Source organism: Klebsiella aerogenes KCTC 2190 (genome assembly GCF_000215745.1).
In the GTDB taxonomy this organism is placed as follows: Bacteria; Pseudomonadota; Gammaproteobacteria; order Enterobacterales; family Enterobacteriaceae; genus Klebsiella; species Klebsiella aerogenes.
The window spans coordinates 1,841,542-1,868,164 of the sequence record NC_015663.1 but is presented as its reverse complement, the minus strand read 5'-3'; the positions used below and the strand labels follow the sequence as shown (position 1 = coordinate 1,868,164).

The window sequence follows — 26,623 nt, the reverse complement described above, 5'->3', positions numbered from 1 at the left end:
TTATAAATAAAAAACTCGCACAAAAAAGAAGCTTTTCTACTATTGAGAATTTTTGTCAAAAATCGTCTTAAATATCTACAGCAACAGCCTGACATTATGCGTGAAAAAGCGAACCAAAAACATTAAAACAGAATTTCGGACACCATTTAACTTTTTTCAATTCAGTTAGTTATGCGTAACATAAGACAATTAATTAATTCATTAAAGGTCAATTTCCAGATTTATCTTAAAACTACAGGCCTATTATTTGGCATATTTTCAGGCAAACATATCAGGTGTACATTAATCGCCACCCCGTTATCGCGAGGAGATATTTTATTACCTTAAATAAGTAATCGCAGTCGCGTACCGTCAGGTAAAAACTCATTACCCCATCCTTTTGCATTCAGCTAAAAGGCCGACGTGTTGTGCAATGGATTCTTGATGGACATATGGTAAATAGTTATGGGAAGATCAACTCGTTTCAATAAGTTATTCTTTTATCGCCGCACGACATTCTCGCTTTCAATTAGTTTATTGTTGTTAACGCCTATTCTGGCTCAGGGGGCTGAGTCGATATATGATCGGCATGTGCTACAGGCGCGTGAAGGTAATTACTCCCCTTTTCTCGATTATCTTCAGCAATATCAACAACAACATGCTTTGACGCCTGAGCAAGTCGCCGACTGGCTTCAAATTGCCTCCTGGGCTGGACGTGATGAGGAAGTAATCCAGGTCTGGCAGCGTTATCAGGTTTATATGGCGCTACCGGCACGCGGTACGGCGGCAGCGGCACAGGCTTTCCGTAATCAAAAACGGTGGTCTTCAGCGCTGGCGCTCTGGGATCAGGCAATTGGCCAGCAGCCGATGAACGACGATTATCTTATTGGTCGGATTAAAACGCTGGCCGATGCGCGCCATGACGGGCAGGCGCTAAGTGAAGCCCGCCGCTTGGTCGCCACCACGCCCAGCGCCGCTCACCTGCAGACGCTCTCCTACGTCTATTTACGTCAGGGAAAAAGCTGGGACCAGCTGCTCACCGATATGCGCGCGCAGGAACTCGCGCCGCAAAACAGAGAAACACTCAATAGCCTGCTTGATAGCCTGAGCAGCAATCGCATCAATTCGCCTGCGCTGCAATGGTCAGCGAAAACCACCTTAACGCCCGCGCAGCAGCGAAAGCTGGAAATGGACGCGGCGGCGGAGTGGGTACGGCTGGCGCACACCCCGGCCCGCGGTGAACAGGAGCGCTTTCGCCTCGCGCAAACGGCGCTCAACCGCTACGACGCGCTGTTCGCCCGTTGGCGTCAGGATCCGCTGGCCGCAGAGGATCTTGCCCGCGCGCGTATTGACCGCCTCGGCGCGCTATACACCCGCGGCTATTACGCCCAGGTCATTAAGGAATATCAGTCGCTGACCGCCGCTCAACAGCCCGTCCCTGACTGGGCCATCGGCTGGGTTATCTCCTCTTATCTTGCGCAACAGAACGTCGAGGCCGCGCTGGCGATCGCCCGCCAACATCCACTTTACCGGCCTGACCCGCAAGATGATCAGCATGAATTATTTTACGCGCTGCTGGACAGCGGCCAGTATCAGGCCGCCCGCGAGTATCTCGCTAAAGTGACGAATGGCGTTCCCTACACCCGCCGCCTTTACGGCTCGCCGACGCCGCAGCCAAACGACCCGTGGCTGAACGCTCAATCGCTGAAGGTACAGTATCTACTGAGTACTAACGCGCTGCCGGAAGCCGAACGGCTCTCCGACCGACTGGCCACCACCGCGCCCGGTAATCAGGGGCTGCGCATTGACTACGCGGCGATACTACAGGCGCGTGGTTTACCCCGCGCCGCCGAACGGGAACTGAAAGCGGCGGAAGCGTTGGAGCCTTCGAACATCCCCCTCGAACGTCAGCAGGCCTACGTGGCGATGGATCTTCAGGAGTGGCGGCAGATGGAGCTATTAACCGATGACCTGCTGGCGCGCAGCCCCGAAGACCTGAGCACGCAAAAATTAGCTCGCGCTCGCGAGGTGCACCATATGTCGGAACTGCGCCTTAACAGCACGCAAGGGATCCACTCGGATAACCCGGTCAGCGGTAGCCACGACTTTAGCTGGGATGCGGCGATTTACGGCCCGCCAATCGCCGATAAGTGGCGACTTTTCGCCGGTAATCGCTTCGCCAAAGGGAATTTTGATGAAGGAAAAGGCTCCAGCCGCCAGCTATTTGGCGGCATCGAATGGCGCCCGCGCGATGCCTGGGCTGAACTGGAAATCTCCAACAACAATTTCGCCGGCGACAACAAACCCGGCGCCCGACTTTCCGCCTGGCAAAGCTTCAACGACAGCTGGCAAATTGGCGGCGAGGTCGAACGTCTGTCGCGGCAGACGCCGCTGCGCGCGCTGCGTAACGGTATCAGCGCCAACCGCGGCGAGGGCTGGGTTCGCTGGTATCAAAACGAACGACGCGAATATCGCTTCAGCGCCGCCGCCACCCGCTTCTCCGACCACAACCGTCGTCAGGAATATACATTCTCCGGCAAAGAGCGGCTCTGGCAATCGCCAACCATCACGCTCGATCTGGAACCTGGGCTCTCCGCCAGCGTCAACAGCCGGGCGGATACCCTGTACTACAACCCGAAACGCGACTTCGCCGCCACCTCGGCGCTGGTCGCCGATCACGTCATGTATCAGCACTACGATACCGTCTGGAGCCAGCAGCTTGCGGCAGGCGGCGGCGCCTACTGGCAAAAAGCGTATTCGACCGGCGCTATCGCCATGCTCGGCTACGGCCAGCGTATTCGCTGGAACAACGTGATCGACACCGGCGTGATGCTGAACTGGGACAAGCGTCCCTACGACGGCAAACGCGAAAGCAATCTCTCCATTGCCCTTGATGCGAATTTACGGTTTTAAGGATAAACATGGTCAACAAAAGTATCCGCATCAGCCTGATGGTTATCGGCTGGCTCCTGATGACCTGCGCGCTTCGCGCAGAAACGATTCCTTTTCTGCCGCCGGACGCGCGGCCGCAGCCGGAGGCGAATAAGCCCTGGCCACAGAATAAGTTTCTGGTATTGGCCTATCACGATGTAGAAGACGATGCCGCCGATCAGCGTTATCTGGCGGTGCGTACCAGCGCGCTCAACGATCAAATCGGCTGGCTGCTGCACAATGGTTATAAGGCCGTCAGCGTGCAAAATATTCTCGACGCCAACGCGGGGTTAATCACCCTGCCGCCAAAGGCATTTCTGCTGAGTTTCGATGATGGCTACAGCAGTTTTTACACCCGGGTCTGGCCGCTGTTAAAAGCCTGGAACGTCCCGGCACTATGGGCGCCGGTAGGCAGTTGGGTCGATACGCCGGAGCAGAAAAAAGTCGATTTCGGCGGTCTGATGACCCCGCGCGAGCGTTTCGCCACCTGGGAGATGGTGCGCGAGCTCGCGCAATCGCCGCTGGTTGAAATCGGCGCGCATACCTGGGCTTCGCACTACGGTATTCAGGCCAATCCGCAAGGTAGCCGCGAACCGGCGGTTGCCAACCGTTTTTATGATAAGGCCAGCGGACGCTACGAAAGCGACCAGCAGTTTCACCAGCGCATCGATACCGACGTGCGCAAAGTGAGCGACAAAATCGCCGACGTCACCGGCAAAGCGCCGCGCGCCTGGGTATGGCCCTACGGCGCCGCCAACGGCACATCGCTGGCTATCGCGAAAAGCCGCGGCTATCAACTGGCGTTTACCCTCGGCGATGGTCTGGGCGATGTGCGGGATTTGGATAACATTCCCCGTCTGCTTATCTCCGGCAATCCGTCGATCAAGGCCTTCGCCAGCCAGGTGACGCAAATCCAGGAGCGTGAGCCGGTTCGGGTGATGCACGTCGATCTCGATTATGTCTACGATAAAGACCCGGCTCAGCAGCGCAAAAATATCGATAAGCTGATCCAGCGCGTCTACGACATGAAAATCACTCACGTTTTCCTGCAGGCCTTTTCCGATCCGCTCGGAGACGGCACGGTGAAAGCGCTCTACTTCCCCAACCGCCGCCTGCCGATGCGCGCCGATCTGTTTAATTTCGTCGCCTGGCAATTGCAGACGCGCGGCGGCGTCAAAGTGTATGCGTGGATGCCGGTGCTGGCGTTCGATCTGGACAGTGCGCTGCCGCGCGTACAGCGCTGGGATGCGCAGAGCAACACGCTGCGCCAGGCCACTCGCCCCTATGTACGTCTGTCGCCATGGAATAGCCAGGTGCGCGATGAGATCCGCGATATTTATCAGGACCTTGCCCGCTACGCGACCTTTGACGGCGTGCTGTTCCACGACGACGCGGTGCTGACGGATTACGAAGATGCCGGCACCGGGGCGATGGCCGCCTGGCGGGCGGCGGGCCATCGGGAGGATATCGCGCAGATCCGCCAAAACCCCGCCGCGCTGCACGCCTGGACGCGGTTTAAAAGTCAGGCGCTTATCGACTTCACCCGCACGCTCAGCCAGAGCGTGAAAGCGATTCGCGGCCCACAGGTGAGAACCGCGCGCAATATCTTCGCCCTGCCGATCCTGCAGCCGGAAAGCGAGGCCTGGTTCGCGCAGAATCTGGATGATTTTCTGGCGGCCTACGACTGGACGGTGCCGATGGCGATGCCGCTGATGGAATCCGTTCCGGTCGCGGAAAGCGATGCGTGGCTGGCTCGTCTGGTGCGCGCCGTCAGCGCCAGGCCGGGCGCGCTGAAGAAAACCATTTTTGAGCTGCAGGCTAAAGACTGGACCCTCCCGCAGCAGAACGCCATCCCTGACCAACAGCTGGTTGACTGGATGCGGACATTACAGCTCAACGGCGTCAACAATTACGGCTACTACCCCGACGATTTCCTTAATAATCAGCCTGATATCTCGAAAATCAGGCCCCTGTTTTCATCGTACTGGTATCCCAACAATGACTGATCGCATTATCGCATTTTCGATTTTATGCCTGGTTTTCGGGCTGCCTCTGGGCGTAGCCGCCGTTTTCACCGGCGAGTTGATACTGGATTTCGTCTTTTTTTGGCCGCTGTTTATGTCGGTGCTGTGGATAACCGGCGGGCTCTACTTTTGGTTTCAACTGGAGCGCCACTGGCCGTGGGGTAAAGAGACCCCGCCGCCGGAGCTGGCAGGTAATCCGTTGATCTCCATTTTGATTCCCTGCTTTAACGAGGAGAAAAATGCCCGCGAGACCATCGAAGCCGCGCTGGCGCAGCGCTATCGCAACATTGAGGTGATCGCCATCAACGACGGCTCCTCCGACGATACCGCCAGGGTGCTGAATCAACTGGCGGAAGAGTACGCTCTGCTGCGGGTGATTCATCTGGCCGAAAATCAGGGGAAAGCAGTAGCGCTGAAAGCCGGCGCCGCCGCCGCGCGCGGGGACTTGCTGGTGTGCATCGACGGCGATGCCCTGCTCGATCGCGATACCGCCGCCTACCTTGTGGCGCCGCTGATTCAGTATCCCCACGTCGGCGCGGTGACCGGTAATCCGCGTATTCGTACCCGCTCGACGCTGATTGGCCGCATTCAGGTCGGCGAGTTCTCTTCGATAATCGGGCTGATTAAGCGTACCCAGCGTATTTACGGCCGGGTGTTTACCGTGTCCGGGGTGATTGCCGCTTTTCGTCGCCAGGCGCTGGCGGACGTCGGCTACTGGAGCCCGGATATGATCACCGAAGATATCGATATCAGCTGGAAGCTGCAGCTACGCCATTGGGCGATTTTCTTCGAGCCGCGGGCGCTGTGCTGGATCCTGATGCCGGAGACGCTGAAGGGGCTGTGGAAACAGCGGTTACGCTGGGCGCAGGGCGGCGCCGAGGTTTTCCTGGTCAATCTGCGCCGCCTGTTTCGCTGGGAGCATCACCGGATGTGGCCGCTGTTCCTCGAATATGCCCTCTCCACGCTGTGGGCCTTCGCCTATGCGGTCACCATTTTTCTGTTCATCGCCAGCCATTTTGCCCCGCTGCCGGAAAACCTGACCGTCCGCAGCCTTTTTCCGCCGGAATTTACCGGGCTACTGCTGGGGGTGATGTGTCTGCTGCAGTTTATCGCCAGCCTGTACATCGAACGGCGCTATGAACGCGGCGTCGCCGGCTCGCTGTTCTGGGTGATCTGGTTTCCGATGGTGTACTGGATGATCGGCCTGTTAACCACCATCGTCGCCTTCCCCAAAGTCATGTTGAAACGTAAACGCGCCAGGGCTCGCTGGGTCAGCCCCGATAGAGGTAAAGGAAGAATGTCATGAACGAACAAACCCTGATATTAACCGAGCATCGTATGCTGCCGCGGATCTTTGACGGCGTGTTAACCGCTATCGCGTGGGCCGGCTTCGCCTTTTTTCTGTATGCCAACCTGCTGATGCAGTTTACCGAGCGCGGTAACGACAGCTGGGACGCGATTATGGCGTCGTTTAATACCGTGCTGGTCTATTTACTGGTGGCGGCAATTAACGGCTGGCTGCTGATTTTGTGGTATCAGTACAATCTACGCCGTTATAACGCCCGGCGGCACGGCAGCATGGCCTCGCTGCGCCATGAAGAGCTGGCAGAGAGCTTTAATATCGCTCCGCAAATCATTTCCGAGATGAGCCAATATAATCTGCTGACGGTATACCACGACCAGATTGGCAGAATCATTGATTTAAAAATCAATCAGAACGAGGAAGACGAACGCTAACGGGACCACCAAAAAGGCCGCATCACGTGCGGCCTTTCCTCTTTCAGCCCGGTGAGATTACTGACCGCCGGCTTTCTTAATCGCCGCATCCAGCGAGGCTTTGTCAGCCAGTCCCGGGAAGACGGTAATGGTCGCTTCGGTTGCGCCGGTAGTCGGCATGACAATCACGCCAGGCGTACCGCTTAAGCCAATCTCCTGCGCCAGCTGATTAATGTTTTCCAGCGCCGGTTCGACATCCGCCGCTTTTTTGGCGTCAAAGTTCACCTTTTTCGCCTGCTGCTGAATATCCGCCGCCGTCAGTTTACCTTCGTTATGCCCGGTGGCGTAAACGCCGTTGTGGTAAGTCAGGTAGGCCTCGGCCCCTTTCTGCTGATATATCTGCAGGCCGGTTTTCGCCGCATCCAGCGAAGTTGCCCAACGGCTGCCGAAAATCGGCCACTCTTTGAAGGCAAAACGGGTTTGCGGATGGTCTTTAATCACCTGCTCCATAACCGGCGCGAGGCGGCTACAGTAGATGCATTGATAATCGAAGAACTCGATAACGGTGACTTTACCGTTAGCCGGGCCGTAGGTTGGCGTGGCCTTATCCTGCGTCAGCTTGTCGGCATTCTTGATTACCGCCTGGGTAGCGGCGCTGGCCTGCTGCTCCGCCTGAATTTGCTGCAGCTTTTGGCTGGCCTGCAATAGCACTTCCGGATGGGCGACCAGGTAGTCAGCGGCGATTTTGCCGATACGCGCTTCCTGCTCCGCGGTGAACGTCGCGGCCGGCGCGTCAGCGGCGCTGGCCAGCGCCGGCAGCAGGGAAGCGCCCGCCAGGGCGAGAATAAGTAGATTCTTAATGCCAGACATATTGAAAAGTCCTTACGAAAAAGTAGACGGCAGGTGAGCCTAATCGGACAAAATATCATCCTTTGGCGGCGAATCATTGTCAGTCTATGCATTGATTCGTAACTTTATTTGTCAGACGCCCCGATTCCCCCTACGGCTTGAAGGGTGGTCAGGGGCGAAGAACGGGAGTACCCTGCGCCCATCTTTTTTGATCGACATTATTTGCAATACGAGCCAGGCATGAACGAAATATTGAGTCAGTGGGACTTCGCCGTCATTTTGCTACAAATCATCGCCATCGATTTGTTATTAGGCGGCGATAACGCGGTGGTCATCGCCATGGCCTGCCGCAAGCTGCCGGCGCATCTGCGCACCAAAGCCATTGTTATCGGTACTCTCGGCGCGATTATCGCCCGGGTCGCGCTGCTGGCGGTGGCAATCTATTTACTGTCGTTGCCGTGGCTTAAAATCGTCGGCGCGCTACTGCTACTGTGGATTGGCATTAAGCTGGTCGCCAACGAGGAAGAAGAGAGCGATATCAGCAGCTCAAGCAGCCTATGGCGCACCGCCGTCACCATCACCGTCGCCGATGTCATCATGTCGCTGGATAACGTACTGGCCGTGGCCGCCGCCGGTAAAGGCCATCTGTTACTGGTGGCGCTGGGGGTATTAATCAGCATTCCGATTATTGTCGCCGGTAGTAAGCTGGTGTTGGCAATCCTGACCCGCTTTCCCTCGGTCGTATTACTGGGCGGCGCGCTGATTGGCTGGATTGCCGGTTCAATGATGATAACCGACCCGACCTTTGTTCAGCTGTTCCCCCATTCCCCGAATTATCTACATTTTGTTGCCGGGGCCATTGGCGCGGCGTTGGTGCTGCTGGAAGGATGGCGGCGCAACTACCGCTCCGGTACCCCAGAATAATCACTGAACGCCGTCACCCCCGACGGCGTCAAGTTTTCGCCACTTTTCTCCGCCACCCTTTCTCATTTGCCCTACGCTTAATAGAGCCGCCTGATCCAGGGATTCTGTGACCAGATTTTTGAGCATAAATGAGATAACACCATGGAATTAAAGGATTATTATACCATTCTGGGGGTTAAGCCAACGGACGATCTGAAAACCATCAAGACCGCCTATCGCCGTTTGGCTCGTAAATATCACCCCGACGTCAGCAAAGAACCCGATGCCGAAGCAAAATTCAAAGATCTCGCCGAAGCATGGGAAGTTCTCAAAGACGATCAGCGTCGCGCCGAATATGATCAACTTTGGCAGCACCGCAACGATCCGCAGTTCAACCGCCAGCAGCACGCCCACGAACAAAGCTACAGCCAGCAGGACTTCGACGATATCTTCTCCTCGATGTTCGGCCAGCAGGCGCATCACGCCCGCCGCCAGCGCGCCGAGCGCGGCCACGATGTCGAAATCGAAGTGGCGGTGTTCCTCGAAGAAACCCTCACCGAACAGACTCGTACCATCAGCTACAAGCTGCCGGTCTATAACGTCTTCGGCATGGTTGAGAGTGAAACACCGAAAACCCTGAATGTGAAAATTCCGGCGGGGGTCAGCGATGGCCAGCGTATTCGCCTGAAAGGCCAGGGGACACCGGGCGAAAACGGCGGCCCGAATGGCGATCTGTGGCTGGTGATTCATATCGCGCCGCATCCGCTGTTCGACATCAACGGTCATAACCTGGAGATCGTACTGCCGCTAGCGCCGTGGGAAGCCGCGCTGGGGGCGAAAGTCACCGTACCGACGTTAAAAGAGAGCATTCTGCTGACAATTCCAGCGGGTAGTCAGGCGGGACAACGGCTGCGTATCAAGGGCAAAGGGTTGGTGAGCAAAACCCACACCGGCGATTTATTCGCCGTCATCAAAATCGTTATGCCGCCAAAACCAGATGAAAAAGCGCGTGAGCTCTGGCAGCAGCTCGCCGAAAGCGAAGCCAGCTTCGATCCGCGTAAGACATGGGGGAAAGCCTGATGGCTAAAGTAACAGTGACGTTTACCATCACCGAGTTGTGCCTGCGCACCGGGGTGTCGGAAGAGGAGCTGACGGAAATCGTCGGCTTAGGGATGATTGAGCCGCACCAGCCGCAGGCTGAAACCTGGCTGTTTGACGACAGCGCGGTGACGATTGTGCATCGCGCAGTGCGCCTGCGTAACGAGCTGGAGCTGGACTGGCCGGGGATTGCGGTGGCGTTGACGCTGCTGGATGAAAATGCGCGACTCACCCGCGAAAATCGACTACTGCAGCAGCGTCTGGCCCGCTTTTTGACCCATAGCTAAGCGGAATTCCCGGGTCGCGGCGTTCCGCCTTACCCGGGCTACAGCTCGCTCACAGCGCAAACGGTAGCCCGGCTGAGCGTAGCGTAAGCCGGGAAATTTCCCGGGTCGCGGCGTTCCGCCTTACCCGGGCTACAGCTCGCTCACGGCGCAAACCGTAGCCCGGCTGAGCGTAGCGAAAGCCGGGATAAGCGCCTAATCCGGCAGCGAGCCGGCGAGATTACGCGCGGAGACGCTCTCGCTCACCGGTGCAGGCGGCTCGGGTGCCTTAACCGGCGCGGCCGCTGGCGCGGATGCCGGAGCGGAAGAGGCTGGCTGAATCTCAAGAAACGAGGCCAGCATTCTGCGCAGCGTCTCCGGTGGCGTATCTTCCGCCAGCAGCGCCGCCAGCATTGACGGCAGCCGGCTATCAACTTCACCCAACGCTAACCCGGCCAACAGCGCCGTACGCGACATATCCCCGCGATCGCCGCGATGATGGGCCTCAATTTTCGCGTCCGCAAAGCGCTCGCTGGCGCTGATATCCGGGCGCAGGTATATCAGAACCTTTCTGCGATCCAGAGTCATAGACGCTCCTTAACCAATAATTTTCAGACCACGCACGAGGGCGAACTGCGGCTCGTCGGCCACCACAAAGCGATCTTCGCGCAGACCCATACGTTCGCGAATCGCATCGGCAACCAGCGGCGCGCCGCCGCCAATCACGATGGCGTGCGAATAGCCTTTAAAACTATCAATCGCCGTCAGAACGCGAGTCGTCAGGCGTTCGATGCTATTGGAGATAACCTTTTTCACCTCCGATACCGCATCCGGATCGTTGATGTTATCGGTCAAATACTCTTCGTCGTGGCGGTTGATGATTATCTGATCAACGTTATAACTGGAGGTATCGGTATTCGCCCGCGCCAGCGCCAGCTTAACGGCGTCGGTCACCAGCGACACGCCCAGCTTCGGGTCGCCGTAAATGCGCGAAACCGAGGTCATTTGCCCGGCCACCATCGAAATATCCAGCGTGGTGCCGCCGAGGTCGACAATCAGCACCGAATGCGACGGTTTCAGCTCATCACACAGGCTGATACCCGCCGGAATGGATTCCGGACGCACGGTGACTTTGGTGATATTGAACACCACGCCTTTATTCAGTTTAACTTCGCGAAGCAGGCTCTTTTTCTTACGCTCAATGTTATCAAGACGATATTGCGCATCTTCATCATAAAATTCGGTCAGCGGCAGGGTGACCACAATCTCGACATCCTGCGGTTCCAGACCGCTGGTCAACAGCGCATGGTGGACAGCGATGGAGTTCAATGGGCTGTATTGCCAATCAATATTGTTGGTGGGTAACGCATCGGGGGTGATCAGATCGAAAGAGTACTTTTCATCATCCACGGTGTAGTTAAATGGCTTCCCGGCACCGAAGGTGGCAGACCAGCCTCGTTTAAAACTATTGGGGCTGATATGGGTGAAAGTTTCGCCATCTTGCTCCCACAGCATTTTGATATTGGTTGAACCATCATCGATAAAAATGCGCATCGCATTGCTCCATCACTGAGACAAATAAGAGAAAATGTAAGACCCAAAAAGAGTAGCAAGAGTTAAAAAGCAGCGCAAGAGCACGAAAAAGAGACAATTCCGAGTTTTATTTGAGAGCAGTTTGAGATTTTAACTAACCCATTGAGCTTAAAATGAGAATTATCAGAGAAAATTCAGAGAATTAAAAATCTTCATTTCTGTCTGTTTTAAACGCTATTTTTGCGCAAAAAGAGAGCATCCCTCCCCTCTTTCGCCAGCGTTTTGCGCACGCTTTTTATACCTGATTGGGTACCACAATCGGCCGTTCCGGCTCGACGACATTTTCCGGTACCCGGCGATATTTATCCAGCAGGTGAATCTGAATACGTCGCAACATATCGCCATTCAGTTTGTAATAACGGAAATAGAGAAACAGCGTCAGGGCAAAAAAGAGCGTCGGCAGCGCAATCATAATCGCCTGCATCCCCAGCAGCGTGTGAGGCGATTGTGCCGTATTCGGCACGTAGCCAATGATACCCAGCACGATGGCGATAAACCATGCCGCAAACGCCGAACCGGCTTTTACCACCAGCGTCTGAACTGAGTAGGCGATGCTTTCGCAGCGGATATTCATCGTATATTCGCCGTAGTCGACGGTATCGGCCACCATAATGACCTGCAGCACCCAGAACAGTGCGGTGCCGATATTCAACAGCACCCCGGCCAGCGAAATCAGCGCGATGTTGTAAACGCCGCTCAGCGCCATCAGCAACAGCACGCCACAGCCCAGCACCGGCATGATCGATGCCCCCGCCCACAGAATGCGCCGCGACAGCCCTTTTACCAGTCGAGGGAACAAGATCAGCGTCAGTAAATTCGCCGCCCCCGCGTAGGACATGTAATACGGGAACATCTCCGCGCTGCCAATGACGTAGGTAAAGTAATAAATCGCGAAGCCGGCGATGATATTCGCCGCCGTGTTATAGGCCAGCGCCATGCCCAACAGGCAGGCCAACTGATCGTTTTTATAGATGAGCGCCACCATCTGACGCAGTGAAAGATGGCTGGAATCCTCGCTCACGCCGCTATCCGACGAGTAAACCTCATGGACGTTGCGCAAGGTAACGAGGGTGGAAATTACGAAAAAGGCAATCAGCACCAGGGTAAACATCTGGAAACCGAAGCCGCGATCGGCGCCGCCGACGGCGCTGACAAACGGCAGCGTGACGCCGGCCGTCACAAACCCGGCAAGGCTGGCGAAAAAGCGCGGGTAAGGCACCAGCTGTTCACGTTCGCGTTTATCAAGGGTAATGGTCGGCACCAGCGACCAGAACGGCACATCCATGATGGTATAGGTGAAGCCCCACAGCAGGTAGGTCAGCCACACCCACGCCAGTAGCGCTCCGCCGCTGAAGTGATGGGCGCTGAACAGCATATACAACACCACCGAGTTGGTGATAGTTCCGATCAGGATCCACGGCTTGAATTTCCCCCATCGCGATCGCGTGCAGTTGACGATCCATCCCATGATCGGATCGGCTATCGCATCAAGGATCCTCGCCACCAGGAACAAGGTGCCAACCACCCCAACCGATAAGCCAACAATATCGGTGTAGTAATACATCAGATACATGTAAACGATACCGATAGCGAAATCTTTACCAAAAGCACCAAATCCGTAGCTGAGCTTTGTTGTCATTGAAATACTCATAGGGTACAGGTCGCTGTCGCCAGCGCCTCCTTTAGCGTTTGATAGAGCATGGCAGGCGCCGCCGGGCCAGATCCCTCGGCGGCATGAGAAGATTAGCGGTGCAGCCAGGCCGGCAGCCAGTCGCCGTGGCTGGCGATAAGATCGTCCACCAGCGCGTAGATCTCTTCGATCCCCAGCACCGCAGCGGTGTGCGGATCCATCATCGTGGCGTAATAGACGTAATCCCGGTCTTCGTTGAGGATCGCCTGCGTCAGCAGCGTCTGCACGTTGATGTTGGTCTGCATCAGCGCCGCCAGATGCGCCGGCAGCGCGCCCACTTTCGTCGGCTGGATGCCGTTGGCATCCACCAGGCAGGCAACTTCCACGCAGCAGCCCTGCGGCAGGTTGTCGATAAGATTATCGTTGCGCACGTTGCCGTACACTACGCTTGGCTCGCCGGTCCAGATAGCGTTCATGATGGTGCTGGCATACTCGCGCGAAGGTTTAACCTCGATCCGCTCGCCGCTTTTATAGCTCTCCAGCTCTTTATGCCAGTTGGCCAGCTGCTCGACGCAGCGTTTAGGGTACTCATCCAGCGGTACTTTATAGCGAGCGATAAGATCGTCGCGTCCCGGCTTGATAAACCATGGCGTGTATTCGGCGAAATGCTCCGACGATTCGGTGACAAAGTAGCCCAGCTTTTTGAACATCTCATAGCGGACAATGTTTTCGCAGCGGGGATTGCCGTGCAGGTTCGGCTTCGGCACCCGCCCTTCGGCGTAGGCCTGCAGCAAATCGGGATAGATACTGACGTAGCTGCCGTCCGCGAGCTTTTTCTCCAGCGACAGATAGAACGCCATATGGTTAATCCCCGCGCAGCGGTAGCGTAAATCCGCCGGGTCGAGGTTAAGATCGCGCGCCAGCTCTTCTGCTGTGCCTTGCACCGAGTGACACAGACCCACCTGCTTGATATGCGGGTAGCGGGCGTACATCGCCCAGGTGTTCATCGCCATCGGATTAACGTAGTTAAGCATGGTGGCGTTTGGGCAGACCTCGGTCATGTCGTCGCAGATAGCCCACAGGTGCGGGATAGTGCGCAGCGCGCGCATAATGCCTCCCGGTCCCAGCGTATCGGCAATGGTCTGCTCAAGGCCGTGGCGTTTACAGACTTCGAAATCGGTGACAGTACAGGGTTCATAGCCGCCAATCTGGAAGGCGACGACGACAAAATCGGCGTCGCGCAAGGCGGTTTTACGATCGCGATGGCAGCTAATTTCGCCATTCGCACCGACGGAATCCATCAGCTTTCGCACCACGGTATGCGACTCTTCCAGCCGGGTTTCGTCGATATCCATCAGCGCGATATGCGCCGATTTCAACGCCGGGCGCTGGAAAACATCACCGAGAATATTTTTAACAAACACCGTCGAACCGGCGCCGATAAAGGTAATTTTTGGGGCGGACATCGCGCTCTCTCCATCAGGTCATTGAACACTTTCAGAGTGGCATGCCGCTCGCCGCTGCGCTGCCCCGTTCCCACCGGAGCATTCCCGGAAACTCAGATCGGCCATTGAACGCCACAAAATCTGAGTTTTTGGGAATAGATCGGCTTAAAAGGAGAGAAAACGGGCCGATGATTCCGCTAAGCTGTAATCAGTTCAGGCTAAAAACGCAGCCACTCTGACGATCCAGGAATCCGCCCATGATGGAACACCGCTTCACTTCCCTGCCCCCCGACCCGCACATGTGCAGCAGCGATGAAAAGCAGAGCCGCAGCCCGCTGGCGCTCTATTCCGAGTATCAGCGCATGGATATCGAACTGCGCCCTCCGCACGCCATGGCCACCAGCCACTGGCACGGCCAGGTAGAGGTCAACGTGCCGTTCGACGGCGACGTGGAGTATTTGATTAACAATGAAGTGGTGCGCATTGAGAAAGGCTATATCACCCTGTTTTGGGCCTGTACCCCGCATCAGTTGACCCGCCCCGGCGACTGCCAGCAGATGGCGATATTCAACCTGCCGATGCATCTGTTTCTGTCGTGGCCGCTGGATCGCGAACTGATAAACCACGTCACCCACGGGATGGTGATTAAATCTCTCGCCGCCCAGCAGTTAAGCGCTTTTGAAGTGCGCCGTTGGCAGCAGGAGTTGAATCACGAGAATGAACAGATTCGCCAGTTGGCGATCGATGAAATCGCCCTGATGCTCAAGCGGCTGAGTCTCGCCGGCTGGCAGCCGATTCTGGTCAATAAGACCTCGCGCACGCACAAGAACAGCGTCTCGCGCCACGCGCAGTTTTACGTTAGCCAGATGCTGGAATTTATCGCCGCCCATTATGACCAGGCGCTGACCGTCGATGCCGTCGCCGAGCACGTTAAACTCAACCCGAACTACGCGATGGGCGTTTTTCAGCGGGTGATGCAGCAGACCATGAAGCAGTACATTACCGCCATGCGCATCAATCACGTGCGCGCGCTGCTGAGCGATACCGATAAGACCATTCTTGATATCGCCCTCACCGCCGGGTTCCGCTCCAGCAGCCGCTTCTACAGTACCTTCACCCGCTATGTCGGCATGCCGCCGCAGCAGTACCGTAAATTGAGCCAGCAGCGCCGCCACAGCCTCGCGCCGCCGCAGCCATAAAAAATGCCGCCGGGGTCTCCCACGGCGGCATTTTTCACAGCTTAAAACGGTTAGTCGTTGATACGTGGATGCTGCTGTACCAGACGGGCGCGTTTTTCCTGCAGGTCGGCGATTTCCTGATCGATATCTTCGATTTTATGTTCGATGTTATCGTAGTGCTCGCCCAGAATTTCTTTCGCTTCCTGGATATCGGACGCCGCCGGCGTCGCCCCTTTCAGCGGACGGTTAGCGGTCTCTTTCATCGACAGGCCGGTAATCAGGCCAATCACCGCAATCACCATCAGATAGTAAGCCGGCATCATCAGGTTCTGGGTGGTTTCCACCAGCCATGCCGCCAGCGTCGGCGTCAGACCGGCGATCAGCACCGAGATGTTAAAGGCGCTGGCCAGAGCGCTGAAGCGGATGTGGGTCGGGAACATCGCCGGCAGCGATGAGGCCATCACGCCGATAAAGCAGTTCAGCACCACCGCCAGCAGCAGCAGACCGGCGAAGATCAGGCCAATCACGTTACTGTTAATCATGATAAAGGCCGGGATAGACAACGCGAACAGCGCGACGCTGCCCACCAGGATAAACGGACGGCGGCCAAAACGGTCACTCAGCATGCCGATAACCGGCTGGACAAACAACATGCCGACCATGATGGCGATAATAATCAGTACGCCGTGATCTTCCGAGTAGTGCAGGTTATGCGACAGGTAGCTCGGCATATAGGTCAACAGCATGTAGTAGGTCACGTTAGTGGAAATCACCAGGCCAATACAGGTCAGCAGGCTACGCCAGTGTTTGGTGGCAATCTCTTTAAAGGAGACTTTCGGACCTTCCTGCAGGCCTTCGCGGTCGCCCTGTTCAAGGGTATCCACGTGCTGCTGGAACGCCGGCGTCTCTTCCAGCGCGTGACGCAGGTACAGGCCGATAATCCCTAGCGGCAGCGCCAGGAAGAACGGAATACGCCAGCCCCAGTCGAGGAAGTTCTCTTCGCCCACGACGCTGGAAATCAGTACCACCACGCCTGCGCCCATTACGAAGCCGGCAATCGAACCGAAGTCCAGCCAACTGCCCATAAACCCGCGTTTACGGTCAGGCGAGTATTCGGCCACGAAGATCGACGCCCCGGTATATTCGCCGCCTACCGAAAAGCCCTGCGCCATTTTACACAACAGCAGCAGAATCGGCGCCCAGATACCAATGGTGGCATACGACGGAATAAGACCGATACAGAATGTACTTATCGACATGATAACGATGGTGATCGCTAAGATTTTTTGTCGACCGTATTTATCGCCGAGCATCCCGAAGAACAGGCCGCCGAGCGGACGAATCAAGAAAGGAACCGAGAAAGTACCGAGCGCGGCAATCATCTGCACGCTGGGATCGGCATCGGGGAAGAAGACTTTACCGAGGGCATAAGCCACAAAACCATACACACCGAAATCGAACCACTCCATCGCATTACCGAGCGAGGCCGCGGTGATGGCTTTTCGCAGCTTGCTATCATCGATGATAGTGACATCCCTAAGCGTAATCGGCTTTATTTTTTTCCTTTTAAGCATACTTTTCCTCTGTGCTATCGCCTTGAGCGCACGACTCCTCGCCAAATGACGAGGTCATTCGCGACGTACGTTGGGAGCGGCGAAGTGCTGTGCTCCACATTTCAAGCGTAGCAGGTTTGCCTGCACTGTCTTTCTGACAGAGTGTACAACCGAACCTGTTGACGCCTGCTCTGGCCTTAAATTAATAATTCACTTACCAAATTAAGCAGTGACGAATTTACTTACATCCCTTTTTACCCTACCAGCGTTTAAATTTGGGATCAACTTCACGAAAAATTCGCCCAGCTTAATTACAGAGCCAAATAAAATGAATAAGTTCAATCTCTGTTTCGCCGCCGATGTTTATTTATGGACTTTATTAGCGTCCATTTTTCAGCATATTCTCCGCAAAGCCAAAATAATTACCCTGCGTTATTTCCTGGAAAAAATACCCGACAAAAGTGCGGGATTGCGCTATAATCAGCCGCACTTTCGGCTAATAGCCGCTGTTTAACGGACCAACGTCCTGTTTTTCCCAGTAATCACGAGGAACGCCATGCAACTTCCACACTGCCCAAAATGCCATTCTGAATACACATATGAAGATAACGGCATGTACATCTGCCCGGAATGCGCCCACGAGTGGAACAATGCCGAGCCGGCCGACGACACCGACGCGCTGATCGTAAAAGACGCTAACGGCAACTTACTTGCCGATGGCGACAGCGTGACCGTGGTGAAAGATCTGAAGGTAAAAGGCAGTTCTTCCATGCTGAAAATCGGCACCAAAGTGAAGAATATCCGTCTGGTCGAAGGCGATCACAACATCGACTGCAAAATTGACGGTTTTGGCCCGATGAAGCTGAAATCTGAATTCGTCAAAAAGAACTAATTAATTTTTTTTACGCCAGCGCCATTATTTTTCCGGCGCTGGCGGCAACCTCGCCGGCGCGTACGAATATCAGCGGCGGATCGCGGCGAAATTATTTAGCTAATTTCGCGAAAATTATTCCCGGAACCTTCCAGCCAAACCGCGCGATCAATTCTCATTTCGTCTCTGCCTTCCCGCCACGCGGCGACGCATTTTCAGAAAAATTCACCCCGCTTTGCCGCCTGGCTTCTTTTGCCCGTCACCAACTACGCTTTATGGGTCATTGGTTATCTGAGGTCATGGTTATGTCCCTGAGTCCTTACATTGCTTTTAGCGGCAACTGCGCTGCTGCCATCGCCTTCTATCAGCAGGCGCTGGGGGCGCAGCTTATCCACCAAATCACCTACGGCGAAATGCCGCAGAGCGCCCAGGATGCCGAAGATGGTTGCGCCTCCGGGCAACATCTTGCCGCCGACTGCATCGCCCACGCCAGCCTGCAGGTCGCCGACAGTATTTTGATGTTGAGCGATAGCCCCAGTAGCGACATGGAACATTACGCGGGATTCGTCCTCGTGCTGGAGCCGAAAGATATTGCTGAAGGCAAACACTGGTTTGAGGCGCTGGCCGATGGCGGGCGCATCGAAATGGCATGGCAGGAGACCTTCTGGGCCCACGGTTTCGGCAAAGTGGTCGATCGCTTCGGCGTACCGTGGATGGTTAACGTCGTCAAACAACCCTAATCTTCTCTCCAGGGCGGCTTCTCCGCCCTGTCATCTCACCGGCATTAACTCTTCATCCTGCGGTCATCGTGACTTAACAGGAATGTAACAAAAACGCGTCAGTATCGGCCCACGCTCAACGGGGAACCCCAAAGTGCTTAGTGAGGCTCGATAACCATGTACTTATCCAGACATCCGACCAGTTACCCCACCCGGTATCAGGAAATTGCCGCCAGGCTTGAACAGGAGCTGCGCCATCACTATCGCTGCGGCGACTATTTGCCTGCGGAACAACAACTGGCGGCGCGCTTTGAAGTTAACCGCCACACCCTACGCCGCGCCATCGATCAGCTGGTGGAACGCGGATGGGTCCAGCGCCGCCAGGGCGTCGGCGTGCTGGTATTGATGCGCCCCATTGACTACCCGCTCAACGCCCAGGCGCGTTTTAGCCAGAATCTGCTGGAACAAGGCAGCCACCCGACCAGCGAGAAACTGCTGTCGGTGCTGCGCCCGGCCAGCAGCCACGTTGCCGAAGCCTTTGGCATCGCCGAAGGCGAAACCGTCATTCATCTGCGCACCCTGCGCCGGGTTAACGGCGTGGCGCTGTGTTTGATTGACCACTACTTCGCCGACCTGCGCTTCTGGCCGGTGCTGCAAACCTTCACCCATGGCTCGCTACACGACCTGCTGCGCGACCAACTCGCCATCGAACTGACCCGCGTGCGCACCAAAATCAGCGCCCGCCGCGCGCAGGCGAAAGAGAGCAAGCTGCTTGAAATCCCCAATATGGCGCCGCTGCTGTGCGTACGCACGCTCAATAGCCGCGAGGGCGAGACAGTCACGACGGAGTACTCCGTCAGCCTGACCCGCGCCGACATGATTGAATTCACCATGGAGCACTGAATGCACTTCGATACCGCCACCCGCCAGCGTTGGATGTCCGTGCTGGCCCACAGTGAACCGCAGGACCTTCTGGCGCGCATGCAATCGCTGCGGCTGGCGCCGGAGTATGAATTAATTCGCGCCCCGGAAACCGGGCTGGTACAGCTCCAGGCGCGTATGGGCGGCATCGGCGATCGTTTCTTTGCCGGTGACGCCACTCTGACCCGCGCCGCCGTACGCCTGGCCGATGGCACCCTCGGCTACAGCTGGATTCTGGGCCGCGACCGCCCCCACGCCGAACGCTGCGCGGCGATCGATGGCCTGCTGCAATCGCCTCACTATTTTCACACCTTAATGGAAACCCTCATTACCCCGCTGGAAGCACAACGCAGCGCGCGCCTCGACGCCCGCCGCGCCGAAGTCAACGCCAGCCGGGTCGACTTCTTTACTCTGGTTCGCGGAGATAACGCATGACATTACAAACCGCCTTTACCCTACCGGTGCAGGATGCCCAACACAGTTTCCGCCGCCTGCTGAAAGCAATGAGCGAGCCGGGAGTGATTGTCTCCCTGCAGCAGCTTCAGCACGGCTGGCAGCCATTGAATATCGCCTCCACCAGCTTGCTGCTGACCCTGGCCGATCACGACACCCCGGTATGGATGGCCGCCGCGCTGCATAACGATCTGGTCAGCCAAAATCTGCGCTTCCATACCGGCGCGACGCTGGTGGAACAGCCGCAGCAGGCGGTATTTGCCGTCGCCTGCGACACCATCAGCGCCGAACAGCTTAATGTCCTTTCCGCCGGTACCGTGGCGGCGCCGGAAACCGGCGTCACGCTGATTGTGCAACTAGCCAGCCTGAGCGGCGGACGCATGCTGCGCCTGACCGGCGCGGGCATTGCCGAGGAGCGAATGATCGCCCCCCAACTGCCGGACTGCATCATCGACGAATTAACCGAACGCCCGCACCCGTTCCCACTGGGCATTGACCTGATCCTGACCTGCGGCGAGCGCCTGCTGGCTATCCCGCGTACCACCCACGTGGAGGTGTGCTAAATGTATGTTGCCGTCAAAGGCGGCGAGAAGGCGATTAGCGCCGCTCACGCTTTGCAAGAGCAGAAACGACGGGGCGATGGACGGCTTCCCGAACTGAGCGTCGAGCAGATAAGCGAACAGCTCAGCCTGGCGGTGGACCGGGTGATGACCGAAGGCGGCATCGCCGACCGCGAACTGGCGGCGCTCGCGCTGAAGCAGGCCAGCGGCGATAACGTCGAAGCGATCTTCCTGCTGCGCGCCTACCGCACCACCCTGCCGCGGCTGGCGGTCAGCGAACCGGTTGATACCGCCGGGATGCGCCTCGAGCGCCGCATCTCCGCGGTCTACAAAGATATCCCCGGCGGCCAGCTGCTGGGCCCCACTTACGACTATACCCACCGCCTGCTCGATTTTGCCCTGCTGGCCAACGGCGAACCGCCGTCGGTGCAGAAAGCCGGTAGCGAAACGCAGCCGACGCCGCACGTCTTCAACCTGCTGACGCAGCAGGGGCTGGCCAAAGCTGAAGCGGACTGCGGCGCGCCGCCTGACGATATCACCCGCACCCCGCCGGTCTATCCCTGCTCGCGCTCCTCGCGGCTGCAGCAGCTGGTACGCGGCGATGAAGGCTATCTGCTGGCGCTGGCCTACTCAACCCAGCGCGGCTATGGCCGCAACCACCCGTTTGCCGGCGAGATCCGCAGCGGCTACGTGCAGGTGGAAATCGTGCCGGAAGAGCTGGGTTTTAGCGTCAATATTGGCGAGCTGCTGCTGACCGAATGCGAAATGGTCAACGGCTTTGTCGATCCAGAGGATGAGCCGCCGCACTTCACCCGCGGCTACGGCCTGACGTTTGGCATGAGCGAGCGTAAAGCGATGGCCATGGCGCTGGTCGACCGCGCCCTTCAGGCGCCGGAATACGGCGAAGAGATAAGCGGACCGGCCCAGGACGAAGAGTTCGTGCTGGCGCACGCCGATAACGTTGAAGCCGCCGGCTTCGTCTCGCATCTGAAACTGCCGCACTATGTCGATTTCCAGGCCGAACTGGCGCTGTTGAAACGCCTGCAACGGGAGAACGAACGTGGCTAACCCACTGACTGGCTATAACTTTGCTTATCTTGATGAGCAAACCAAGCGCATGATCCGCCGGGCGATACTGAAAGCGGTGGCCATTCCCGGCTATCAGGTGCCCTTCGGCGGCCGCGAAATGCCGATGCCCTACGGTTGGGGTACCGGCGGGATCCAACTGACCGCCAGCGTTATCGGCGAGAACGACGTACTGAAGGTCATCGATCAGGGCGCCGATGACACCACCAACGCGGTGTCGATCCGCCAGTTCTTTAAAAGCGTAACCGGCGTCGCCACCACCGAACGCACCGAAGACGCCACCCTGATCCAGACCCGCCACCGGATCCCGGAAACGCCGCTGGTGGAAGATCAGATCCTGATCTATCAGGTGCCGATCCCGGAGCCGCTGCGCTTTATCGAACCGCGCGAAACCGAAACCCGCACCATGCACGCGCTGGAAGAGTACGGCGTAATGCAGGTGAAGCTGTATGAGGATATCGCCCGCTTCGGCCATATCGCCACCACCTACGCCTATCCGGTGAAGGTGAACGGCCGCTACGTGATGGACCCTTCGCCGATCCCGAAATTCGATAACCCCAAAATGCACATGATGCCGGCGCTGCAGCTGTTCGGCGCCGGGCGCGAAAAGCGTATCTACGCGGTGCCGCCCTATACCGCAGTCGAAAGCCTCGATTTCGACGATCACCCGTTTAGTGTGCAGGAGTGGGATGAACCCTGCGCCATTTGCGGTTCGCGTCACAGCTATCTTGACGAAGTGGTGCTGGATGACAGCGGCCAGCGGATGTTTGTCTGCTCCGATACCGACTATTGCCGCCAACAGAGCGAGGCGCAGAAAAAATGAGCCAGCCGTTACTTACAGTTAATCACCTGACCCATCTCTATGCGCCGGGCAAAGGTTTTAGCGATGTCTCTTTCGAGCTGTGGCCGGGCGAAGTGCTCGGCATCGTCGGCGAATCCGGCTCCGGTAAAACCACGCTGCTGAAAGCGATTTCCGCTCGTCTGGCGCCGCAACAGGGTGAAGTGCGGTATCAACAGCGCTCGCTGTATGCCATGAGCGAAGCCGAACGCCGCCGCCTGCTACGCACCGAATGGGGCGTTGTACATCAGCACCCGATGGACGGCCTGCGTCGCCAGGTCTCGGCGGGCGGCAACATCGGTGAACGGCTGATGGCGACCGGTGCTCGCCACTACGGCGACATTCGCGCCACCGCCGAACGCTGGCTGCAGGAGGTGGAGATCCCGCCTTCCCGCATCGACGACCTGCCGACCACCTTTTCCGGCGGTATGCAGCAGCGCTTGCAAATCGCCCGCAATCTCGTGACGCAGCCGAAACTGGTGTTTATGGATGAACCCACCGGCGGGCTGGACGTCTCGGTACAGGCGCGCCTGCTCGATCTCCTGCGCGGGCTGGTAGTGGAGCTGGGTCTGGCGGCGGTGATAGTCACCCACGATCTCGGCGTCGCCCGCCTGCTGGCGAACCGCCTGCTGGTGATGAAACAAGGACAGGTGGTGGAAAGTGGCTTAACCGACCGGGTACTCGACGATCCGCATCATCCTTACACCCAGCTACTGGTGTCGTCGGTGTTGCAGAACTAACCCTCGGTGCCGTTCCCGGCGGCGCTGCGCTTGGCCGGGCTACAAATTCAGCGTAGCCCGGCCGAGCAACGCGACGCCGGGGAGGCACGAATGCTAATGAGGCTAAAAATGAACGCTATACGCGTTGAAAACATCCATAAAACCTTTGTTCTGCACCAACAGCACGGCGTACGCCTGCCGGTGCTCGCCGACGCTTCGCTCACCGTTAACGCCGGGGAGTGCGTGGTGCTGCACGGCCATTCCGGCAGCGGCAAATCGACGCTGCTGCGCTCGCTGTACGCTAACTATCTGCCGGACAGCGGTCATATTCATATCCGCCACGGCGACGAATGGGTAGATCTGGTGACCGCCACGCCGCGCAAGGTGCTGGAAGTGCGTAAAACCACCATCGGTTGGGTCAGCCAGTTTCTGCGGGTGATCCCGCGGATATCCGCACTGGAAGTCGTCATGCAGCCACTGCTCGACCTCGGTACGCCGCGCGAAGAGAGCGCCGCTAAAGCCGCCCGCCTGCTGACCCAGCTCAACGTGCCGGAGCGTCTGTGGCATCTGGCGCCGTCCACCTTTTCCGGCGGCGAACAGCAGCGGGTCAACATCGCCCGCGGTTTTGCGGTCGACTATCCGATTTTACTCCTTGATGAACCCACCGCCTCGCTGGATGCCAACAACAGCGCTGCGGTGGTGGCGCTGATCCAGCAGGCTAAAGCGCGCGGCGCAGCTATCGTCGGTATTTTCCATGATGAAACGGTACGCGGCCAGGTCGCCGATCGCCTGCACCCAATGGGTATCACTGTATGATAATCAATAACGTAAAGCTGGTACTGGAAGACGAGACCATCAATGGTTCACTGGAAGTGCAGGAGGGGCGGATTTACGCCTTTGCCGAGAGCCAGAGCCGACTGCCCGGCGCCCTCGATGGCGAAGGCGGCTGGCTGCTGCCGGGGCTTATCGAACTCCATACCGATAACCTGGATAAATTCTTCACCCCGCGGCCAAAGGTTGACTGGCCTGCACACTCGGCGATGAGCAGCCACGATGCTTTGATGGTCGCCAGCGGCATCACCACCGTACTCGACGCCGTGGCGATTGGCGACGTGCGCGACGGCGGTGACCGCCTTGAGAACCTGGAAAAGATGATCAACGCGGTGGAAGAGACGCAAAAACGCGGGCTTAACCGCGCCGAGCACCGCCTGCATCTGCGTTGTGAACTGCCGCACCACACCACCTTGCCGCTGTTTGAAAAGTTGGTCGACCGCGAGCCGGTCACTCTGGTGTCGCTGATGGACCACTCGCCGGGTCAACGCCAGTTCGCCAACCGCGAAAAATATCGCGAATATTATCAGGGCAAATATCAGCTCAGCGGCGAGCAGATGCAACGCTTTGAAGAGGAGCAAATGGCGCTGGCGGCGGCCTGGTCGCAGCCTAATCGCCAGGCTATCGCCGCAATGTGTCGGGAGCGCCAAATCGCTCTCGCCAGCCACGACGACGCCACTCATGAACATGTCGCCGAATCCCACCAGCTTGGCAGCGTGATTGCCGAATTTCCCACCACGTTGGCCGCCGCGCAGGCTTCGCGCCAGCACGGAATGAATGTGTTGATGGGGGCGCCGAATATCGTGCGCGGCGGCTCGCATTCCGGCAATGTCGCCGCGCATCAACTAGCCGCCAGCGGCCTGTTAGATATTCTCTCTTCCGACTACTACCCCGCCAGCCTGCTTGATGCCGCTTTCCGTATCGCCGATAGCGACGACAACGCTTTCACGCTGGCGCAGGCTATCCGTCTGGTCAGCAAACATCCGGCGCAGGCGCTGGGTCTGCATGACCGCGGCGTCATCGCCGAAGGCAAACGCGCCGATCTGGTACTGGCGCACCGCCGCGGCGAGCACGTCCATATCGATCACGTCTGGCGTCAGGGAAAGAGGGTCTTTTAATGCCTGGAAAACTGATTTGGCTGGTCGGCCCTTCCGGGTCGGGAAAAGATAGTCTGCTGGCCGCGCTGCGCCAGCGTGAGCATCCGCAACTGCTGGTCGCGCATCGCTACATCACCCGACCGCACCAGGCGGGCTGCGAGAACCATATTGCGCTCAGCGAGCATGAGTTTTTCACCCGCGCCGAGCGTAATCTTTTCGCGCTAAGCTGGCATGCCAACAATAATTACTATGGCGTCGGCATAGAGATCGACCTCTGGCTGCATGCCGGTTTTGATGTGGTCGCCAACGGCTCGCGCGCGCATCTGGCGCAGGCGCGGGAACGTTACGATGACGTGCTGGTACCGATTTGTCTCGAAGTTTCGCCATCGGTGTTGCGCCAGCGGCTTGAACAGCGCGGCCGGGAAAATGCCGTGGAAATCGCCCAACGCCTGCAACGCGCCGCGCGCTATAAACCGGCCGATTGCCTGACGTTGAATAACGACGGCAGCCTTGGGCAATCGGTAGAGCGTTTCTTCCAGCTGTTGCGCCAGCACGCCGGACGTGAAGAGAATCAGCATGCCTGAGGGTAAGGTAATACGATGAGCCTGACGATCCGCCTGACCGGCACCGGCGGCGCCCAGCAGGTGCCGGTCTTCGGCTGCGACTGCGCCGCCTGCCAGCGCGCCCGCGCCGATGCGCGCTCTCGCCGCCGCCCCTGCAGCGCGGTGGTGCGCTTTAACCATGCGGTCACGCTGCTCGACGCCGGACTGGCAGACCTGGCGGAACGCCAGCCCGCGGGCAGCTTCCAGCAGATTTTATTGACGCATTACCATATGGACCACGTACAGGGGCTGTTCCCCCTGCGCTGGGGCGTGGGCGATCCGATTGCGGTATACGGCCCGCCGGATGACATCGGCTGCGACGATCTGTTTAAGCATCCCGGCATCCTCGATTTTAGCCACACCGTTACCCCCTTCACGGTATTTGAACTACAGGGGCTACAGGTCACGCCGCTGCCGTTAATCCACTCAAAGCTGACCTACGGCTATCTGCTGGAGTCGGCGCACAGCCGGGTGGCCTGGCTTGCGGATACCGCCGGACTGCCGGAGAAGACGCTGAAGTTTTTACTTAATAATCAGCCGCAGGTGATTGTCATCGATTGCAGCCACGAGCCCAGAACAGAGACACCGCGCAACCACAGCGACTTTAATACCGTGCGCGCGCTGAACCAGGTACTTGGCTGCCCGCGGGTGATCCTCACCCATATCAGCCATCAGTTCGACCGCTGGATGATGGATAACCCGCTGCCGAAAGGGTTCGAGGCGGGATACGACGGCATGGAGATCGTGCTGGAGTAACCGGCGTC

Annotated in this window: 26 protein-coding genes; 20 read left to right on the top strand and 6 right to left on the bottom strand. The window is 57.6% G+C overall.

The genetic code is table 11. The annotated features are described in order from the left end of the window. Positions 1-444 precede the first annotated feature (444 nt). From pgaA to pgaD, 4 genes are read left to right on the top strand one after another with little or no spacing between them, the layout of a single operon-like run. Complete coding sequence (gene pgaA / locus EAE_RS09015) at positions 445-2,892, top strand: poly-beta-1,6 N-acetyl-D-glucosamine export porin PgaA (protein ID WP_032706926.1); 2,448 nt, start codon at positions 445-447, stop codon at positions 2,890-2,892. Between the two features lie 38 nt (positions 2,893-2,930). Continuing rightward, positions 2,931-4,916: a poly-beta-1,6-N-acetyl-D-glucosamine N-deacetylase PgaB gene (gene pgaB, locus EAE_RS09010; protein WP_370429808.1), complete on the top strand. Its 1,986-nt coding sequence runs from the start codon at positions 2,931-2,933 to the stop codon at positions 4,914-4,916. After that, positions 4,909-6,240: a poly-beta-1,6-N-acetyl-D-glucosamine synthase gene (gene pgaC, locus EAE_RS09005; RefSeq protein WP_015368679.1), complete on the top strand. Its 1,332-nt coding sequence runs from the start codon at positions 4,909-4,911 to the stop codon at positions 6,238-6,240. The genes pgaB and pgaC overlap by 8 nt, the downstream gene beginning before the upstream one ends. Continuing rightward, positions 6,237-6,671 carry a poly-beta-1,6-N-acetyl-D-glucosamine biosynthesis protein PgaD gene (pgaD, locus tag EAE_RS09000; RefSeq protein WP_015704090.1) on the top strand — a complete coding sequence of 145 codons (435 nt, stop codon included), beginning with the start codon at positions 6,237-6,239 and terminating at the stop codon, positions 6,669-6,671. Before pgaC ends, pgaD begins: the two co-directional genes overlap by 4 nt. Positions 6,672-6,728: 57 nt before the next feature. Here the strand turns inward: pgaD and EAE_RS08995 are convergent, their stop codons facing one another. Further along, a complete protein-coding gene (locus EAE_RS08995) occupies positions 6,729-7,520 on the bottom strand; it encodes a DsbA family protein (RefSeq protein WP_015704089.1) in 792 nt (263 codons plus the stop codon). 219 nt (positions 7,521-7,739) lie between these two features. Here EAE_RS08995 and EAE_RS08990 point away from each other — a divergent pair, with 219 nt between their 5' ends. The 3 genes from EAE_RS08990 (at position 7,740) to cbpM (ending at position 9,787) form a co-directional block, all read left to right on the top strand. Then, positions 7,740-8,423 (top strand): TerC family protein, encoded by a 684-nt coding sequence (locus EAE_RS08990; protein WP_015704088.1) that lies wholly within the window; start codon positions 7,740-7,742, stop codon positions 8,421-8,423. Between the two features lie 141 nt (positions 8,424-8,564). Further along, a complete protein-coding gene (gene cbpA / locus EAE_RS08985) occupies positions 8,565-9,482 on the top strand; it encodes a curved DNA-binding protein (protein WP_015368684.1) in 918 nt (305 codons plus the stop codon). Continuing rightward, complete coding sequence (cbpM, locus tag EAE_RS08980) at positions 9,482-9,787, top strand: chaperone modulator CbpM (protein ID WP_015368685.1); 306 nt, start codon at positions 9,482-9,484, stop codon at positions 9,785-9,787. Before cbpA ends, cbpM begins: the two co-directional genes overlap by 1 nt. A gap of 192 nt (positions 9,788-9,979) precedes the next feature. Here the strand turns inward: cbpM and EAE_RS08975 are convergent, their stop codons facing one another. The 4 genes from EAE_RS08975 to melA form a co-directional block, all read right to left on the bottom strand. Then, the gene (locus EAE_RS08975; protein ID WP_015704087.1) at positions 9,980-10,351 is read right to left on the bottom strand and encodes a plasmid partitioning/stability family protein; all 372 of its coding nucleotides are present in this window, start codon (positions 10,349-10,351) and stop codon (positions 9,980-9,982) included. A gap of 9 nt (positions 10,352-10,360) precedes the next feature. Further along, positions 10,361-11,317 (bottom strand): plasmid stability protein StbA, encoded by a 957-nt coding sequence (locus EAE_RS08970; protein WP_015368687.1) that lies wholly within the window; start codon positions 11,315-11,317, stop codon positions 10,361-10,363. A gap of 274 nt (positions 11,318-11,591) precedes the next feature. Then, positions 11,592-13,007: a melibiose:sodium transporter MelB gene (gene melB / locus EAE_RS08965; RefSeq protein WP_047054350.1), complete on the bottom strand. Its 1,416-nt coding sequence runs from the start codon at positions 13,005-13,007 to the stop codon at positions 11,592-11,594. Between the two features lie 92 nt (positions 13,008-13,099). Further along, complete coding sequence (gene melA, locus EAE_RS08960; protein WP_015704085.1) at positions 13,100-14,452, bottom strand: alpha-glucosidase/alpha-galactosidase; 1,353 nt, start codon at positions 14,450-14,452, stop codon at positions 13,100-13,102. Positions 14,453-14,691: 239 nt separating this feature from the next. On the opposite strand from melA, the gene melR reads away from it, so the two are divergent. Next, positions 14,692-15,630 carry a transcriptional regulator MelR gene (melR, locus tag EAE_RS08955; protein ID WP_026612426.1) on the top strand — a complete coding sequence of 313 codons (939 nt, stop codon included), beginning with the start codon at positions 14,692-14,694 and terminating at the stop codon, positions 15,628-15,630. Between the two features lie 50 nt (positions 15,631-15,680). Here the strand turns inward: melR and proP are convergent, their stop codons facing one another. After that, positions 15,681-17,183, bottom strand: coding sequence for a glycine betaine/L-proline transporter ProP (proP, locus tag EAE_RS08950; protein ID WP_015704083.1), 1,503 nt, complete (start codon positions 17,181-17,183; stop codon positions 15,681-15,683). Positions 17,184-17,718: 535 nt separating this feature from the next. Between proP and EAE_RS08945 the strand changes: the two genes are divergently transcribed. The 12 genes from EAE_RS08945 to phnP all read left to right on the top strand — a co-directional run bounded on the left by EAE_RS08945 (position 17,719) and on the right by phnP (position 26,615). Continuing rightward, positions 17,719-18,054, top strand: a complete 336-nt coding sequence (locus EAE_RS08945; RefSeq protein ID WP_015704081.1) for a zinc ribbon domain-containing protein YjdM — start codon at positions 17,719-17,721, stop codon at positions 18,052-18,054. Positions 18,055-18,338: 284 nt separating this feature from the next. Beyond that, positions 18,339-18,773 (top strand): VOC family metalloprotein YjdN, encoded by a 435-nt coding sequence (yjdN, locus tag EAE_RS08940; RefSeq protein ID WP_015704080.1) that lies wholly within the window; start codon positions 18,339-18,341, stop codon positions 18,771-18,773. Between the two features lie 156 nt (positions 18,774-18,929). Next, complete coding sequence (phnF, locus tag EAE_RS08935; protein WP_015368695.1) at positions 18,930-19,655, top strand: phosphonate metabolism transcriptional regulator PhnF; 726 nt, start codon at positions 18,930-18,932, stop codon at positions 19,653-19,655. Next, positions 19,656-20,108 carry a phosphonate C-P lyase system protein PhnG gene (phnG, locus tag EAE_RS08930; protein WP_015368696.1) on the top strand — a complete coding sequence of 151 codons (453 nt, stop codon included), beginning with the start codon at positions 19,656-19,658 and terminating at the stop codon, positions 20,106-20,108. It begins immediately after the preceding gene. Continuing rightward, positions 20,105-20,689 carry a phosphonate C-P lyase system protein PhnH gene (phnH, locus tag EAE_RS08925; RefSeq protein ID WP_015368697.1) on the top strand — a complete coding sequence of 195 codons (585 nt, stop codon included), beginning with the start codon at positions 20,105-20,107 and terminating at the stop codon, positions 20,687-20,689. The genes phnG and phnH overlap by 4 nt, the downstream gene beginning before the upstream one ends. Then, positions 20,690-21,754 (top strand): carbon-phosphorus lyase complex subunit, encoded by a 1,065-nt coding sequence (locus EAE_RS08920; protein WP_015704079.1) that lies wholly within the window; start codon positions 20,690-20,692, stop codon positions 21,752-21,754. Continuing rightward, complete coding sequence (locus EAE_RS08915; protein ID WP_015704078.1) at positions 21,747-22,595, top strand: alpha-D-ribose 1-methylphosphonate 5-phosphate C-P-lyase PhnJ; 849 nt, start codon at positions 21,747-21,749, stop codon at positions 22,593-22,595. The genes EAE_RS08920 and EAE_RS08915 overlap by 8 nt, the downstream gene beginning before the upstream one ends. Beyond that, positions 22,592-23,350, top strand: coding sequence for a phosphonate C-P lyase system protein PhnK (gene phnK, locus EAE_RS08910; protein ID WP_015368700.1), 759 nt, complete (start codon positions 22,592-22,594; stop codon positions 23,348-23,350). Before EAE_RS08915 ends, phnK begins: the two co-directional genes overlap by 4 nt. Before the next feature lie 108 nt (positions 23,351-23,458). Further along, entirely contained in the window at positions 23,459-24,145 is a 687-nt protein-coding gene (phnL, locus tag EAE_RS08905) for a phosphonate C-P lyase system protein PhnL (RefSeq protein ID WP_015704077.1), read from the top strand. Continuing rightward, entirely contained in the window at positions 24,142-25,278 is a 1,137-nt protein-coding gene (gene phnM, locus EAE_RS08900; RefSeq protein ID WP_015704076.1) for an alpha-D-ribose 1-methylphosphonate 5-triphosphate diphosphatase, read from the top strand. Before phnL ends, phnM begins: the two co-directional genes overlap by 4 nt. Beyond that, a complete protein-coding gene (phnN, locus tag EAE_RS08895) occupies positions 25,278-25,841 on the top strand; it encodes a ribose 1,5-bisphosphokinase (protein WP_015704075.1) in 564 nt (187 codons plus the stop codon). Before phnM ends, phnN begins: the two co-directional genes overlap by 1 nt. Positions 25,842-25,856: 15 nt before the next feature. Then, complete coding sequence (gene phnP / locus EAE_RS08890; RefSeq protein ID WP_015704074.1) at positions 25,857-26,615, top strand: phosphonate metabolism protein PhnP; 759 nt, start codon at positions 25,857-25,859, stop codon at positions 26,613-26,615. The last annotated feature ends 8 nt before the right edge of the window (positions 26,616-26,623 follow it).

Coding starts and splice junctions, on each gene's coding strand:
- pgaA (WP_032706926.1), top strand. CDS start 445: ATGGGAAGATCAACTCGTTTCAATAAGTTATTCTTTTATCGCCGCACG.
- pgaB (WP_370429808.1), top strand. CDS start 2,931: ATGGTTATCGGCTGGCTCCTGATGACCTGCGCGCTTCGCGCAGAAACG.
- pgaC (WP_015368679.1), top strand. CDS start 4,909: ATGACTGATCGCATTATCGCATTTTCGATTTTATGCCTGGTTTTCGGG.
- pgaD (WP_015704090.1), top strand. CDS start 6,237: ATGAACGAACAAACCCTGATATTAACCGAGCATCGTATGCTGCCGCGG.
- EAE_RS08995 (WP_015704089.1), bottom strand. CDS start 7,520: ATGTCTGGCATTAAGAATCTACTTATTCTCGCCCTGGCGGGCGCTTCC.
- EAE_RS08990 (WP_015704088.1), top strand. CDS start 7,740: ATGAACGAAATATTGAGTCAGTGGGACTTCGCCGTCATTTTGCTACAA.
- cbpA (WP_015368684.1), top strand. CDS start 8,565: ATGGAATTAAAGGATTATTATACCATTCTGGGGGTTAAGCCAACGGAC.
- cbpM (WP_015368685.1), top strand. CDS start 9,482: ATGGCTAAAGTAACAGTGACGTTTACCATCACCGAGTTGTGCCTGCGC.
- EAE_RS08975 (WP_015704087.1), bottom strand. CDS start 10,351: ATGACTCTGGATCGCAGAAAGGTTCTGATATACCTGCGCCCGGATATC.
- EAE_RS08970 (WP_015368687.1), bottom strand. CDS start 11,317: ATGCGCATTTTTATCGATGATGGTTCAACCAATATCAAAATGCTGTGG.
- melB (WP_047054350.1), bottom strand. CDS start 13,007: ATGAGTATTTCAATGACAACAAAGCTCAGCTACGGATTTGGTGCTTTT.
- melA (WP_015704085.1), bottom strand. CDS start 14,452: ATGTCCGCCCCAAAAATTACCTTTATCGGCGCCGGTTCGACGGTGTTT.
- melR (WP_026612426.1), top strand. CDS start 14,692: ATGGAACACCGCTTCACTTCCCTGCCCCCCGACCCGCACATGTGCAGC.
- proP (WP_015704083.1), bottom strand. CDS start 17,183: ATGCTTAAAAGGAAAAAAATAAAGCCGATTACGCTTAGGGATGTCACT.
- EAE_RS08945 (WP_015704081.1), top strand. CDS start 17,719: ATGCAACTTCCACACTGCCCAAAATGCCATTCTGAATACACATATGAA.
- yjdN (WP_015704080.1), top strand. CDS start 18,339: ATGTCCCTGAGTCCTTACATTGCTTTTAGCGGCAACTGCGCTGCTGCC.
- phnF (WP_015368695.1), top strand. CDS start 18,930: ATGTACTTATCCAGACATCCGACCAGTTACCCCACCCGGTATCAGGAA.
- phnG (WP_015368696.1), top strand. CDS start 19,656: ATGCACTTCGATACCGCCACCCGCCAGCGTTGGATGTCCGTGCTGGCC.
- phnH (WP_015368697.1), top strand. CDS start 20,105: ATGACATTACAAACCGCCTTTACCCTACCGGTGCAGGATGCCCAACAC.
- EAE_RS08920 (WP_015704079.1), top strand. CDS start 20,690: ATGTATGTTGCCGTCAAAGGCGGCGAGAAGGCGATTAGCGCCGCTCAC.
- phnK (WP_015368700.1), top strand. CDS start 22,592: ATGAGCCAGCCGTTACTTACAGTTAATCACCTGACCCATCTCTATGCG.
- phnL (WP_015704077.1), top strand. CDS start 23,459: ATGAACGCTATACGCGTTGAAAACATCCATAAAACCTTTGTTCTGCAC.
- phnM (WP_015704076.1), top strand. CDS start 24,142: ATGATAATCAATAACGTAAAGCTGGTACTGGAAGACGAGACCATCAAT.
- phnN (WP_015704075.1), top strand. CDS start 25,278: ATGCCTGGAAAACTGATTTGGCTGGTCGGCCCTTCCGGGTCGGGAAAA.
- phnP (WP_015704074.1), top strand. CDS start 25,857: ATGAGCCTGACGATCCGCCTGACCGGCACCGGCGGCGCCCAGCAGGTG.